The sequence below is a fragment of the Nocardioides panacihumi genome (assembly GCF_039530925.1).
Taxonomy (GTDB): domain Bacteria; phylum Actinomycetota; class Actinomycetes; order Propionibacteriales; family Nocardioidaceae; genus Nocardioides; species Nocardioides panacihumi.
In genome coordinates, this window is sequence record NZ_BAAAPB010000002.1 from 785,875 (window position 1) to 799,310 (window position 13,436).

Annotated in this window: 14 protein-coding genes; 13 read left to right on the plus strand and 1 reads right to left on the minus strand. The window is 70.1% G+C overall.

Annotation, left to right across the window (positions count from 1 at the left end; all coding sequences use genetic code 11):
- Positions 1-8 precede the first annotated feature (8 nt).
- Genes ABD205_RS12975 through ABD205_RS13020 form a run of 10 tightly spaced genes read left to right on the plus strand, consistent with a single transcriptional unit; the run spans position 9 to position 9,884 of the window.
- Positions 9-1,532, plus strand: a complete 1,524-nt coding sequence (locus ABD205_RS12975) for a GMC oxidoreductase (protein ID WP_344045260.1) — start codon at positions 9-11, stop codon at positions 1,530-1,532.
- Positions 1,529-2,713 (plus strand): Gfo/Idh/MocA family protein, encoded by a 1,185-nt coding sequence (locus ABD205_RS12980; protein WP_344045262.1) that lies wholly within the window; start codon positions 1,529-1,531, stop codon positions 2,711-2,713. The genes ABD205_RS12975 and ABD205_RS12980 overlap by 4 nt, the downstream gene beginning before the upstream one ends.
- Before the next feature lie 51 nt (positions 2,714-2,764).
- Positions 2,765-3,772: a sugar phosphate isomerase/epimerase family protein gene (locus ABD205_RS12985; RefSeq protein WP_344045264.1), complete on the plus strand. Its 1,008-nt coding sequence runs from the start codon at positions 2,765-2,767 to the stop codon at positions 3,770-3,772.
- Positions 3,773-3,774: 2 nt separating this feature from the next.
- Positions 3,775-3,972, plus strand: coding sequence for a hypothetical protein (locus ABD205_RS12990; RefSeq protein ID WP_344045266.1), 198 nt, complete (start codon positions 3,775-3,777; stop codon positions 3,970-3,972).
- Positions 3,969-5,486: a GMC oxidoreductase gene (locus ABD205_RS12995; protein WP_344045268.1), complete on the plus strand. Its 1,518-nt coding sequence runs from the start codon at positions 3,969-3,971 to the stop codon at positions 5,484-5,486. Before ABD205_RS12990 ends, ABD205_RS12995 begins: the two co-directional genes overlap by 4 nt.
- A gap of 59 nt (positions 5,487-5,545) precedes the next feature.
- Complete coding sequence (locus ABD205_RS13000) at positions 5,546-6,325, plus strand: nuclear transport factor 2 family protein (RefSeq protein WP_344045270.1); 780 nt, start codon at positions 5,546-5,548, stop codon at positions 6,323-6,325.
- Complete coding sequence (locus ABD205_RS13005; protein ID WP_344045272.1) at positions 6,322-7,125, plus strand: TIM barrel protein; 804 nt, start codon at positions 6,322-6,324, stop codon at positions 7,123-7,125. Before ABD205_RS13000 ends, ABD205_RS13005 begins: the two co-directional genes overlap by 4 nt.
- Positions 7,122-8,081: a sugar phosphate isomerase/epimerase family protein gene (locus ABD205_RS13010; RefSeq protein ID WP_344045274.1), complete on the plus strand. Its 960-nt coding sequence runs from the start codon at positions 7,122-7,124 to the stop codon at positions 8,079-8,081. Before ABD205_RS13005 ends, ABD205_RS13010 begins: the two co-directional genes overlap by 4 nt.
- Positions 8,078-9,070, plus strand: coding sequence for a sugar phosphate isomerase/epimerase family protein (locus ABD205_RS13015; RefSeq protein WP_344045276.1), 993 nt, complete (start codon positions 8,078-8,080; stop codon positions 9,068-9,070). Before ABD205_RS13010 ends, ABD205_RS13015 begins: the two co-directional genes overlap by 4 nt.
- Before the next feature lie 40 nt (positions 9,071-9,110).
- Entirely contained in the window at positions 9,111-9,884 is a 774-nt protein-coding gene (locus ABD205_RS13020; RefSeq protein WP_344045278.1) for a TIM barrel protein, read from the plus strand.
- A gap of 55 nt (positions 9,885-9,939) precedes the next feature.
- On the opposite strand, the gene ABD205_RS13025 is transcribed toward ABD205_RS13020, so the two are convergent.
- Positions 9,940-10,845 (minus strand): LysR family transcriptional regulator, encoded by a 906-nt coding sequence (locus tag ABD205_RS13025; RefSeq protein ID WP_344045280.1) that lies wholly within the window; start codon positions 10,843-10,845, stop codon positions 9,940-9,942.
- A gap of 139 nt (positions 10,846-10,984) precedes the next feature.
- Here ABD205_RS13025 and ABD205_RS13030 point away from each other — a divergent pair, with 139 nt between their 5' ends.
- The 3 genes from ABD205_RS13030 to ABD205_RS13040 are packed head-to-tail and all read left to right on the plus strand — an operon-like array spanning position 10,985 to position 13,373.
- Positions 10,985-11,971 (plus strand): hypothetical protein, encoded by a 987-nt coding sequence (locus ABD205_RS13030; RefSeq protein ID WP_344045282.1) that lies wholly within the window; start codon positions 10,985-10,987, stop codon positions 11,969-11,971.
- Positions 11,968-12,366 carry a C-glycoside deglycosidase beta subunit domain-containing protein gene (locus ABD205_RS13035; RefSeq protein ID WP_344045284.1) on the plus strand — a complete coding sequence of 133 codons (399 nt, stop codon included), beginning with the start codon at positions 11,968-11,970 and terminating at the stop codon, positions 12,364-12,366. The genes ABD205_RS13030 and ABD205_RS13035 overlap by 4 nt, the downstream gene beginning before the upstream one ends.
- Before the next feature lie 5 nt (positions 12,367-12,371).
- Positions 12,372-13,373 carry a sugar phosphate isomerase/epimerase family protein gene (locus ABD205_RS13040; RefSeq protein WP_344045892.1) on the plus strand — a complete coding sequence of 334 codons (1,002 nt, stop codon included), beginning with the start codon at positions 12,372-12,374 and terminating at the stop codon, positions 13,371-13,373.
- Positions 13,374-13,436 lie beyond the last annotated feature (63 nt).

The following is a 13,436-nucleotide window of genomic DNA, read 5'->3' on the forward strand; positions in this document are numbered from 1 at the left end:
CGAACACCATGACCCGGAAGATCCCCACCCACGTCGACGTCGCGATCGTCGGCAGCGGCCCGAGCGGAGCCACGTACGCCCGGGTCCTGACCGAGCTGCGTCCCGACCTCGAGCTCGCGACCTTCGAGGTCGGACCCGTCGTCAGCGACCCGCCGGGCTCTCACGTGAAGAACATCGTCGACGCCGACGAGCGCAGCGCCGCCCAGCACGCCTCCGAGGGTCCGTCAGCCGGGGACATCTCGGACGGTCGCCTGCGCCGGCCGGGCACCTTCCTCCTGCCCGAAGGCTTCCAGCAGGACGGCGAGGACGGCATCCCGTCGGCGGCCATGTCGAGCAACGTGGGCGGGATGGCGGCTCACTGGACCTGCGCGTGCCCCCGTCCCGGCGACAGCGAGCGGATCGACTTCATCGACGAGCTCGACGACCTGCTCACCGAGGCCGAGCGCCTGCTGTGCGTCTCCCGGCACGCCTTCGACGGCGCTCCCTTCGCCGACGAGGTACGCCGCCGGCTCGGGGGTGAGTTCGACCCGATCCGCTCCCCCGGCCGAGAGGTCCAGCCCATGCCGCTGGCCGTCCAGGTCGACGGCGAGGGTCGCGTGACGTGGTCCGGGTCGGACGTCGTCTTCGGGGACGAGACCCGCGCCAACCCGCGACACCAGCTGGTCCCCGAGGCGCTCGTGCGACGTCTGATCATCGAGGACGGCCGCGCGACCGGCATCGAGGTCGTCGACCTCACGGACCGCTCGGTCCACGTGGTCACCGCCGGCGAGGTGGTCGTCGCCGCCGACAGCCTGCGTACACCGCAGCTGCTGTGGGCCTCCGGCGTCCGCCCGCACGCTCTCGGTCGCTACCTCAACGACCAGCCGCAGGTCATCCACGCCGTGCGCCTGCGCGACGTGGCCGACGCCGCCGTCGCGGACGTGGACCCCCGCGGGAGGTCGGTGATCGTGGGCCAGAGCGGTGTGAGCTGGGTCCCGTTCACCGACGAGGAGCCCTTCCACGGACAGGTCATGCAGCTCGACGCGTCGCCCGTGCCGCTCGCCCCCGGCGACGTGCCGCAGCCGGGCACCATCGTCGGCCTCGGCTGGTTCTGCGCCAAGGACCTCCAGGCCGACGACCGCGTGGAGTTCGACGACACCGCCACCGACGGCTACGGACTGCCGGCCATGCGCTTGCACTACCGGCTGACGGACACTGACCGAGCCTCGCTCGCAGCCGCGCGCCAGGCGGTCCAGCGGGCCGCACGCGCTCTGGGTGAGCCGCTCGACCCGGAGCCGCGAACGCTCCCGGGCGGGGCGTCCCTGCACTACCAAGGAACCGTGCGCATGGGCGCCGCCGACGACGGCACCAGCGTCTGCGACCAGTACAGCCGCGTCTGGGGTGTCGACGGGCTGCGGGTCGCCGGCAACGGCGTGATCCCGACGTCGACCGCCTGCAACCCGACCCTCACCTCGGTCGCCCTCGCGGTCGCCGGCGCGCGCCACATCGCCGAGACGGTGTCGACCACCGCGATCCAGGAGGCACTCGCATGACCACCGACCGACCCACCCTCGGCATCGCCATGATCGGCCACGCCTTCATGGGCGCCGCGCACTCCCAGGCATGGCGCAGTGCGGCACGCTTCTTCGACCTTCCCGCCGAGCCCGTCATGCAGGTCGTCGCCGGACGTGACGCTGCGCGTGCCGCAGAGGCGGCCGCCCGGCTCGGGTGGCGCGAGAGCACCGACGACTGGCGCACAGTCCTCCACCGCGACGACATCGACATCGTCGACATCTGCACCCCGGGCGACAGCCACGCCGAGATCGCGATCGCCGCCCTCGCGGCGGGCAAGCACGTCCTGTGCGAGAAGCCGCTCGCCAACTCGGTCGCCGAGGCCGAGCAGATGACCGCGGCGGCTGAGAGCGCCTACGGCCAGGGAGCCCGGGCCATGGTCGGGTTCACGTACCGCCGGGTGCCTGCCGTGGCGCTGGCGCGGAAGCTGGTCGACGAGGGCCGGATCGGGCAGATCCGTCACGTACGAGCGCAGTACCTCCAGGACTGGATCGCCGACCCCGACGCCCCGTTCAGCTGGCGGCTCGACAAGGCCAGGGCGGGCAGCGGCGCGCTGGGCGACATCGGCGCCCACATCATCGACCTCACCCAGCACATCACGGGTAGCAGGATCGAGGAGGTCTCCGGACGACTGGAGACGTTCGTCAAGGAGCGCCCTGTCGCCGCGGCCGACGGCTCCGGCGGCCTCGGTGGCGGCGCCGCCGGAAGTGAGCGTCGCCATGTCACCGTCGACGACGCTGCCTCCTTCCTGGCCGGCTTCGCCGGGGGCGCGATGGGCGTCTTCGAGGCGACCCGCTTCGCGACCGGCCGCAAGAACGCCATCCGCATCGAGGTCAACGGCTCCGACGGCAGCATCGCCTTCGACTTCGAGGACATGAACGTCCTGGAGTTCTACGACGCCGGCGAGCCGTCCCAGACCGCAGGGTTCCGGCGGATCCTCGTGACCGAGCCCGAGCACCCCTATGTCGGTGCCTGGTGGCCCGCCGGCCACGGCCTCGGCTACGAGCACGGCTTCACCCATCAGGTCGTCGACCTGGTCACGGCGATCGGCGCCGGTGAGCAGCCACGACCTTCCTTCGCGGACGGCCTCCAGGTCCAGCGCGTGCTCGACGCGGTCGAGCACAGCTCCCAGACCCGCAGCTGGCAGTCCGTCCCGGACTGACCGCCGCTCCAGTCATCCACCGCACACGCCACACCCGTGGAAAGGAACGTCATGACCCGACCGATCACCCTCTTCACCGGCCAGTGGGCCGACCTCCCGTTCGAGGAGGTCGCACGGCTCGCCTCCGAGTGGGGGTACGACGGCCTCGAGATCGCCTGCTGGGGCGACCACCTCGACCCCTGGCAGGCCGCCGAGGACGACTCCTACGTGAAGGCCAAGCTCGACCTCCTCGAGAAGTACGGCCTGAAGGTCTACGCGATCTCCAACCACCTCAAGGGCCAGGCCGTCTGCGACGACCCGATCGACGGCCGGCACCAGGCGATCCTGCCCTCACGGATCTGGGGCGACGGTGACGCGGAGGGCGTACGGCAGCGGGCCGCCGAGGAGATGAAGATGACCGCGCGCGCCGCTCAGCGGCTCGGCGTCGACACCGTGATCGGCTTCACCGGCTCCTCGATCTGGAAGTACGTCGCGATGTTCCCGCCGGCCACCGAGGAGATGGTCGCGGCCGGCTACCGCGACTTCGCCGACCGCTGGAACCCGATCCTGGACGTGTTCGACGAGTGCGGCGTGCGGTTCGCGCACGAGGTCCACCCCTCCGAGATCGCCTACGACTACTGGACCACCGTCGCGACGATGGAGGCGATCGGGCACCGGCCGGCGTTCGGTCTCAACTGGGACCCCTCGCACTTCGTCTGGCAGGACCTCGACCCGGTCGGCTTCCTGTGGGACTTCAAGGACCGGATCTACCACGTCGACTGCAAGGACGCGAAGCGCCAGGTCGGCAACGGCCGCAACGGCCGGCTGGGGTCGCACCTGCCCTGGGCCGACCCGCGCCGCGGCTGGGACTTCGTCTCCACCGGTCACGGCGACGTGCCGTGGGAGCAGTGCTTCCGGATGCTCAACACGATCGGCTACTCCGGCCCGATCTCCGTCGAGTGGGAGGACGCCGGGATGGACCGCCTCGTCGGCGCCCCCGAGGCGTTGGAGTTCGTCCGCCGGCTCGCCTTCGATGCCCCCTCGGCCGCGTTCGACGCCGCCTTCTCGACCCAGGAGTGACGATGTTCCTGACCATCCGCAACGCGGCCGCGACGGCCCAGATCGACGAGCGCCAGATGGCGGTGCTGGCCATGGGCGCGTGCCCGCAGGCAGGACTCGCCGCACTCGGCCACCTCCTGGGCCAGATCGTCCAGGTGCTCCTGCGTGATCGCCGGGAGATGCGGTCCTGGCTCTCGCAGCCCACGACGGAGATCGCATGAGCAGCCGGCAGCCCAGGGTCGTAGTCGTCGGGTCGGGACCGACCGGTGCGACGTACGCCCGGCGACTCCTCGAGCGCACCACCGGCGTCTCGGTGCTCATGGTCGAGGCAGGCCCGGCGCTGACCGACCCGCTCGGCATGAACGTCCGCAACATCGCCGACCCCGCGGAGCAGGCCGCCGCCAAGCAGGCGTCGCAGGGCCCCGCGTCCGGCCGCGCCGGAGTCCGTGGCATCCCGACCGGGGCCGTCATGGACGGGACGGTCACCGCTCGGCAGGGCACGCACCTTGTCGGACGCGCTGCCGAAGGGAGCAGGGGCATGCCGGCCGCCGCCGCGGCGACCTGCGTCGGCGGGCAGGGTGCGCACTGGACGTGTGCGACGCCACGGCCGGTCGGCAGTGAGCGGATCCCCTTCCTCGAGGACGACCTCGACGGTCTCCTCGACGAGGCCGAGCGGCTCCTGCACACCACGCACGAGGCGTTCAGCGGCGCCCCGCAGGCGACCACCCTGCTCGGCCTCGTGCGCGACGAGTTCGCCGACGACGGGCTGCTGGTCCAACCGCTGCCGGTCGCAGGAGACCCGCAGGTCGACGGCTCGATGCGCTGGTCAGGGACCGACGTCGTGCTCGCGGACCTGGCGTCGCCGGGCGCGCACAGCGACCGGTTCGAGCTGCGCACCGAGACGCTCGCCGTACGGTTGCTCGTCGAGGACGGAGGCGTCGTCGGTGTCGTGCTCCGCGACCTGGCCAGCGGCACGGAGACCGAGGAGCGCGCCGACGAGGTCGTCGTCGCCGCCGACGCCCTGCGGACTCCGCAGCTGCTGTGGGCCTCCGGCATCCGCCCCGACGCCCTCGGTCGCTACCTGACCGAGCACCCGCTGATCTTCGGCGTGGTGGCCGTCAAGGACGGTCTCCTCCCGCCTCTCGACCCCGGCGACGCCCCGGTGGACCCGGTCCGCGTCGTGGTCGGCGTCCGCTTCGATGAGGATCGTCACCCGTTCCACGCGCAGATGCTCTACAGCCCCGTGTGCCCGATCCCGCTCCCGCCCGACAGCCCGTACGCCGGCAACGCGGCCGGCTACGTCGGGATGGGCTGGGGCGTCCGGAAGTGGCCACGCCCCGAGGACCGGCTGCACTTCGACGACGCCGAGCGCGACGAGAACGGTCTGCCGGGCATCCGCATCGCCTACGAGGTGACCGACCGGGAGGAGGCCCAGCTCGAGCAGGCGCGGGCGTTCCAGGCCCGGGCCGCGGCCGCGCTCGGGAGCTTCATCGACGGCATGCCCGTCGTGATGCCGCCCGGAAGCTCCCTGCACTACATGGGCACGGTCCGGATGGGGCCAGAGAACGACGGGACCAGCGTCTGCGACTCCTACTCGAGGGTCTGGGACGTCCCCGGACTCGTGCTCGCCGGCAACGGGCTGATCCCGACCGCGAACTCCTGCAATCCCACCCTGACCAGCGTGGCTCTCGCCGTCCGAGGCGCCGACGCGCTGGCCGAACGACTCTCCGGCTGACGGTCCGAGACCGGCCCGAACCCGTAGACCTGACACCGCCCACGAGAAAGAGGCACCCGATGACCACCGTCGACGACACCAGCCTGATCCAGCGCCTGGCCGAGCTCGAGGAGCGCGTCAGCGCGGCCGAGCTGGCGGCCACGCGCGCAGGCGACCGCGGCGCAGTCGAGAACGTGTTCAACCGCTACATGCACTACCACAACGCCTACGAGGACGAGCGGATCATCTCCGAGCTCTGGGCCAAGCCCGGCACGGAGGGGATCCGGTCGCGCTACAACAACGTCGGCGAGTACTCGACGTACGAGTCGGTGACGGCGTACCACCGGGGCCGGCCCCGGCCCATCGGGAAGCTGCTGTTCCACTACACGACGACGCCCGTCGTCGAGGTGTCCGCCGACGGCACGACCGCCAAGGGCATCTGGATCATGGCCGGCCTCGAGTCCGGTCTGATGGACCCCGAGATCGCGAAGGAGGCCCCCGACTACGTCTTCTCCGGCGGCGAGGTCGACGGCAAGCCCGTGTGGGCCCACTGGGTCTGGTGCAAGTACGGCGTCGACTTCATCAAGCAGGGCGGCGAGTGGCGGATCTGGCACTTCCGCTGCTACGAGGTCGCGCGCGCCCCGTTCAACCGGGACTGGATCAGCTTCGCAGCCGACAACCAGCACAGCCACGACTCGCAGCTCGCCTGGTTCGGCGACGACGGCAAGCCGGTCTTCCTTCCGCCCGTCGACGGACCGATCGTCACGAAGAAGTACATGCCGTACGCCAACGACACGGCCCAGGCGCTCGACCCCGAGCCGCCGGCGCCGTACGGCACGTTCGAGGACACGTTCCGATGAGCGCGCCGCGATCCCTGTCGGTCAACCTCGAGTACATGTTCACCGACGCCGGGGACGACCTCGCCTCCCGCGTGCGGGCGGCTGCCGCAGCCGGCTTCGACAAGGCAGAGATCTTCTGGACCCACGACAAGGACCTGGACGCCCTCGCCGGCGCGCTCGACGAGACCGGCGTCCGGCTCTGGACCGTGCTCGTGGACCCGCGCACGACCCGGCTCGTGCTGAAGGAGACCCACGACGGGTTCCTGGAGGACGTACGACGGACCGTCGACGACGCCGTACGGCTCGGCTGTCCGCACGTCGTCATCGGGTCGGGACCCGCGGTGCCCTACCTGAAGCGACCGGTCCAGATCGGGATCATGACCGAGGCGGTCGCCCGCGCGGCGGAGATCGCCGACGACGCGGACGTCACCCTGCTCATCGAGGCCGTCAACACGCGGATGGACCACCCCGGGGTGCTGACCAGTCAGACCCAGGACTCGGTCGCCGTCGTCCGCGGCGTCGACTCCCCGCGCGTCCGGGTGCTCTACGACCTCTACCACTCGGTCGTCGAGGGCGAGGACCCCGAGATCGTGCTGCCCCAGGTCGTCGACCTGGTCGCCCACGTCCAGATCGCCGACGCCCCCGGGCGCGGCGAACCCGGCAGCGGCGACATCGACTGGCCGGCTTCCTTCGCGCTGCTCGACCAGGTCGGCTACACCGGCGCCGTCGGCATCGAGTGCTACCCGACGGTCCCCTCGACCGCCGACGCGCTCGGCTACGTGCAGCGGGTGGCAACGGGCACGGAGGTGGCCGCCTCATGACGCAGCTGCAGTCCGCCGAGAGGCGGATCAAATGGAGCTACATGGACCACTGGCGCAGCAACGGACCGGCGGGACCGGTCGACCAGTGGCACACGGTCAAGACGATGTCCGCCTTCCTCAAGCAGATCAAGGCGACCGGCTTCGACGCGATCGACACCTTCGACTTCCGGATCTGGCAGATGTACGGCACGTACGGCGGCCCCGCCAAGTACCAGGAGATGGTCCAGGACCACGGCCTGGAGCGGATCGTCAACACGTTCCACGCGGCCGACTACGACACCCGCACCTACGCGCCGCACCTCCCGGAGACCCACGAGAACATCCTCGAGGACTTCCGGGTGACGATGGGGCGCTGGTCGGAGATCGAGCTCGACAACATCATCGTGATGCCGGCGACGCTCTACTACGACATGGAGCCGGTCACCGAGGACAAGCTCAAGCACACCGCCGACCTGTGGAACAAGGTCGGAGAGATCACCGCCGGGTACGGCGTGCGACTGACCTGCCACCACGAGTTCTTCTGCGGCATCCAGAGCGAGCAGGACATCGACGCGTTCTACTCGTTCACAGATCCGGAGTACGTCTCGCTGTTCGTCGACACCGCGCAGCACTGCATCGCCGGGCTCGACCCCGTGGCGCTGTACAACCGGCACGCACACCGCGTCAGCGGCTTCCACTTCAAGGACACCCGCAACGTCGCGACCGGGGACGATCACCGGCACCGACCCGACTCCGAGATCATGGCGCCCACCACGGGCAAGTGGTTCTACGAGATGGGGACGTCGCACGGCCTGGTCGACTTCGAGGCGATGATGACGGCCGTCCGGGACAACGCCTACGAAGGCTGGATCTCCGTCGAGCACGACAAGGCCAACAAGGAGGGCGGCGACTACTCCGAGAGCACTGCGATCTCACGGTGGTACGCCGCCAACGTCCTGGAACGGATCTACTCATGAGCGGCATCACCTGGGCCTACGCCATCAACCAGTGGAAGCCTCAGTTCGACGACTTCGTCCGTCGCGAGCAGCACGAACGCGCTCTCAAGACGATGTCGATCGCGGGCTTCCGCGGCGTCGAGCTCACCACCGGGACCGGCCGCTGGGAGCCCCTGGGCAACCCGGAGCAGCTCGTCGCGAACTTCGGCTCGCTGGCCGGCTTCCGGAGCTTCCTGGACGACTGCGCGATCGACCGCGTCAGCAGCTGGTTCTGGAACTCCCAGGAGCGGTCCATGGAGCACCTGACCGGCCCGCTCTCCCCACTGCAGGAGACCGACCTCCCCGTCATGGTCGAGCGGGCGGGCTGGTACGCGGAGGCGCTCGCCGAGCTGGGTGGCTCCGTGCTCGTGGTGCGGCCAACGCCGGACGCGGGCGACGTGCCCCCGCTCGACGACGACGCGATCGGCCGTCTCGCCACCTGCTGGCAGGCGGTCGGGCGAAGGACGGCGGAGCACGGCATCCGTACGGCGCTCCACGTCGACTTCCTCTCCGGTCTGCGCCGCGGGGACGCCCTCGACAGGCTTCTCGACCGAACCGACCCGGACCTCGTCGGTCTCGCGGTCGACACCGGTGAGCTTGCCGTGGCGGGCATCGACCCCGTGGGACTCATCAGGACCCACGCCGCCCGTGTCCAGCACGTCCAGCTCAAGGACGCGCTCGCGGTCGACGTGGCCGAGGAGTACCTCCAGCCCCACGCGCACTGGACGGTCCGCGTCCAGGGCGGTGCCCAGGAGGTGCCCCGCTGGTTCGCGGAGCCCGGCGCCGAGGGCGGGCTCGTGGACGCGACAGGCGTCGTACGCGCCCTGGTCGACATCGACTACGCCGGTTGGGTCGTCGTCGAGAGCGATCCGAGCCCCCACCCCGCCGAGAGTGCGCTCCTCGCCGGCTACCTCGTCCAGCGCGAGCTCGACCCCATCGCCACCGGCAGCGCGGCTACGGCCGGCGCGTGAACCGACTCGCTGAACCCCACTCGAACTGAAAGGCACGACCGTGTACCAGCTCTCTCCGAACATCGACATCCTGTTCACCGAGGCGGGAGAGCACCCTGAGCGGGTGCGAGCCGCTGCAGCCGCCGGGTTCGACGCCGTCGAGATGTGGGGCACCTCCGCCGTCGACGTCGGCGCACTCGCGGCGGCTCTGGAGGAGACAGGCGTTTCCCTCACGTCGGTGCTGGCGGAGCCGCGGACCAACTTCGCGTTGCCCTGGGAGACCATGGACGCGTTCCACGAGGGTCTGGACTCCGGCGTCGCGAACGCTCAGCGCCTCGGCTGCCCGCGCATCGTGCTGGGCTCCGGCGTGGGGTTCCCGGGTCAGAAGCGGAGCCAGAACCTCGACCGCCTCGCCGAGATCTTCTCGGAGGCCGTCAGGAGGACCGAGGGCTCGGGCGTGAAGCTCATCCTCGAGCCGGTCAACACCCGGGTCGACCACCCCGGCGCGCTCACCGACCGGACCATCGACGCTGTCGCCGTCGCCCGAGCCGTCGACTCCGACTCCTTCGGGATCCTCTACGACATGTACCACTCGATCACGATGGGCGAGGACCCCGCTGTCGAGCTCGCGAACGCTGCAGGCCTGGTCGACTACGTGCAGATCGCCGACGTCCCCGGGCGCGGCGAGCCGGGCAGCGGCTCCCTCGACTGGGCGGCACAGCTCGCCGTACTGCGCGCGTCCGGCTACACCGGCCCGCTCGGACTCGAGTACTTCCCGACGATCTCGTCGGCGGAGTCCGTCAAGCACATCCGCGAGGTCGCTGCCAGCGCCTGAGGGGTGTCGTCGGAGGGCGGGGGTCGCACCAGCGGCCCCCGCCCTCCGCGTCTGATCAGGTGATCTCGATCCCCGCCTCGACGACGATGTCGCGCAGCCACCGGTGGGCAGGGTCGACCTCGTACATCGGGTGCCACCACATGGTCTCGACCAGCGGATCGGCGTCGAACGGCACGGGCAGCACGCGTACGCCGCCCGACCGGGCGAGCAGCTCCCCGAGCCGCTTCTGCACCAACGCCACGCGGTCGGTGCCGGAGATCAACGCACCCAGGGTCAGGAAGTTCTCCGTGACGACCTCGGTGTGAGGCTCCAGGCCCTGCATCCGCAGCTGCTGGACCGCGGTCGTGAAGGCGGTCCGCTGGTTGAAGGTGAGCACCCAGGGCATCTCGGCGAGGTCCTCGACGGTGAGACGATCCGTCACCTTGGTGTTGTCCGCGCTGACGACGCAGGCCCAGTCGTCCTCGTAGATGTCGCGATGCTTGAGGTCGGTGAGGAAGCCGTGCGGCATGACGATCAGGTCGTGCGTGCGCATGGACTCAGGCGCGGCATCGACCAGGGTCGGGGTCAGACCGTAGACGTAGAGCTTCGACTTCGGCGACCGTTCGCGCACGCGACGAGCGATCGCGGGACCCAGGGCGGCCGTGCAGTAGTCGGACATGACGATCGAGAAGTCCCGAACACTCGTCATCGGGTCGAACTCGCCCTCGCGCACGAAGACGCGCTCGGTCGCACGGAGCGCGGTGCGGGTCGGCTCGAGAAGCTCCTTGGCCAGTGGCGTCGCCTCGTACGAGTTGCCCACGCGCGTCAGCAGCTCGTCGCCGAAGTGCCGTCGCAGCTTGGCCAGCGAGGCGCTCATCGCCGGCTGACTCAGCCCGAGTCGGGCCGCTGCCTTGGTGACGCTCTGCTCTTCGAGGATGGCGTCGAGGGCGCGCAGCAGATTGAGGTCGACCTCGCGAACCACCGGCGCTACTTCCCTTCATGTGCACATCGGCCCTACCGATGCGGGGCATCGGTGCTCTCGGCTTCCCCCAATCGTGGCGGGTCGGAGAAAGTGATGCAAGGCACACGAAGTGTCGTCGGAGAGGCGCGGAGGAAGCAAGTTGTCACGACACGAGACACCTGCCCGCAAGGGGGTCGCCCAGCGCAGGGTCGCCATCCTCGGTCCGCAACATCCGAACGTGCTTGCGCTCGTCCAGGAGTCCGGCGAGACGATCGCGCACGACTTCCGTGAGGCGGAGATCGTCCACCTCACCGTCCACGAGTCCGAGACCGCCGATGCCCTCGCGGACGCCCTCGGGACGGCGCGCGTCGTGGTCATGCACCAGCTGCCGACCAGCCTCGAGGTCGCCGACCTCGACGACCTCGCGGCCCAGGCCGAGGCAGCGGGCACCGTGGTCGCCGTCCCCTTCGTCCACCGCTACTACCCGATGGTGCGTCTCGCGCGCCGCCGTGTCCGCAGCGCCACACCCGGACCGCTCCACATGCTCCACGGTTGGGCGACGCCGGACGCCGTGTCCGCGTGGTGCGACCTGCTCGAGTTCATCACGAGCCACCGGGTGCAGCGCCTCGTGACCACCACGGTGGCGGCGACCTCCGTGCACTCCGCTGACGGCCGCGCCGACACCCCGGGCGCTCTCGGCATGCTGTTCGAGACCGACCGAGGCGCCGCCGGCACCCTCGCCGTCAGCCAGACCCGACCGGTCGAAGGGGGCACGCTCCTTCTCGCCCTCGACGGCGTCGAGGAGTCGATCGTCTTCCACGAAGGGCGGCCGGAGGTGCTCGACGTCATGGGACTGCGCGCCACCCAGCGGTTCCAGCGCGGCGTCGGTGCCGATGTCTCGCGCTACTCGACGCAGCCCGCCGGATACCCGCAGGGCTACCGGGACTGCTGGACGTCGTTCGTCGCCGACGCACACTCCGCGGCCGATGGCAGGGCGCCCGACGGCTTGCCCACCCTCGCAGATCTCGTCCGCGCCGCCCGACTCGCGGCAGCGATCCGCGAGTCCGTCCAGTCAGCGACCTGGGCTGAGGTCGACCCTGACTCCGAGCTCGACCCACTCAACATCACGGAAGGAAAGACAGCGTGACACTCGAAGCACAGGTGCTCGGCGACAAGGCCGTCCGGGCGGCGGACGGCGGGTACGAGGTGGACCTCCACCTCGCCTGGTACCGCTCCCTGCCCTTGTCCTGCCTCGAGGGCATCGACCTCTCGATCGACGACGTCTCGATCTCCCGCTCTGCTCTCAGTGTCAACGTCGACGGGAAGGATCTCAGCCTCGACGACCTGCCCGACCTGGACGACGAGTGGTGGTTCGTCCAGGACGCTCTGACCGTCCGTGTCGCGGCTGAGGAGCCTCGGCCCCAGGGCGCCGAGGTCGACGTCGACGTCACCCTCGCCACCCGCATCCCGTACATCATCATCGGCCCGGAGACGGCGCTGGTGCAGCGGACCCACGTGGTCAAGAAGGTGGTCGTGCAGTGAGCATCATGTTGGGCAACACGCTCTACTCGATGACCAACGAGTGGCTCGCCGGCCAGTACGACCTCGGCAGCCTGATCGACGAGGTCGGCAAGCGCGGACTCGGCCCCGGCATCGAGATCATCGGGTTCCAGAGCCTGCGCGGCTTCCCGAACCGAGTCTCCGACGAGGAGATCAAGACGCTGCGGGACGCGATCGATCGCAACGGTCTCGTGCCGACGTCGCTCGCATCGAACGCAGACATCGCGTTGCGTGCGGACCAGTGGATGGACGCCGACCGCAGTGTCGAGTACATGCGCCCGCAGATCGAGCTCGCCGAGCGGCTGGGCTTCCCGGTCGTCCGCACCCAGATCGGGCTCACCCCCGAGGTCCTGGAGAAGGTCGAGCCGATCGCGGCCAAGGCCGGCGTCAAGCTCGGCATGGAGGTGCACGCACCGGAAGGCCCGAACACGCCGAAGGTGATCGCCACCCGCGAGGCGTACGACCGGATCGGGTCGGAGTACCTCGGCTTCGTGCCGGACTTCAGCAGCTGCATGCGGGCGATCCCCGTCGGGATGCTCGACAAGCTGCGCCGTGACGGGCTGTCCGAGGCCGGCATCGAGTCGCTCAAGCGAGCCTGGGAAGCACCCGGCGCACCGTTCCAGCGGTACGGACGGTTCGCCGCCGAGTGCGGCGAGCTCGGCGAGCCCGAGCTCCCGGTCGGGTTCGCGCGACTGGTGTTCACGATGTTCGGCCGCGAGAACCTCGAGGACTGGCGCGACGTGCTGCCCCAGGTGGTGCACATCCACGGCAAGTTCTACGACGTCGACGATGACCTCACCTCGCCCTCGATCGACTACGAGTCGATCATGAAGGTGTTCTCCGAGCTCGACCGGACGGTCTCCATGTCGAGCGAATGGGAGGGTCACGCCTACCTGGACGCCGACGAGGAGAGCGCATTCGACATGGTGGCCAAGCACCACGCGATGTGCAGCCGATTCCTCGGCGAAGGTGGCGTCGCCAGGGTCTGACGACGCCCTCGATCTGGGCTCGCTGCAGCGGTTTCCGCACTGTTCGCACGGTGCGGGAGCCGC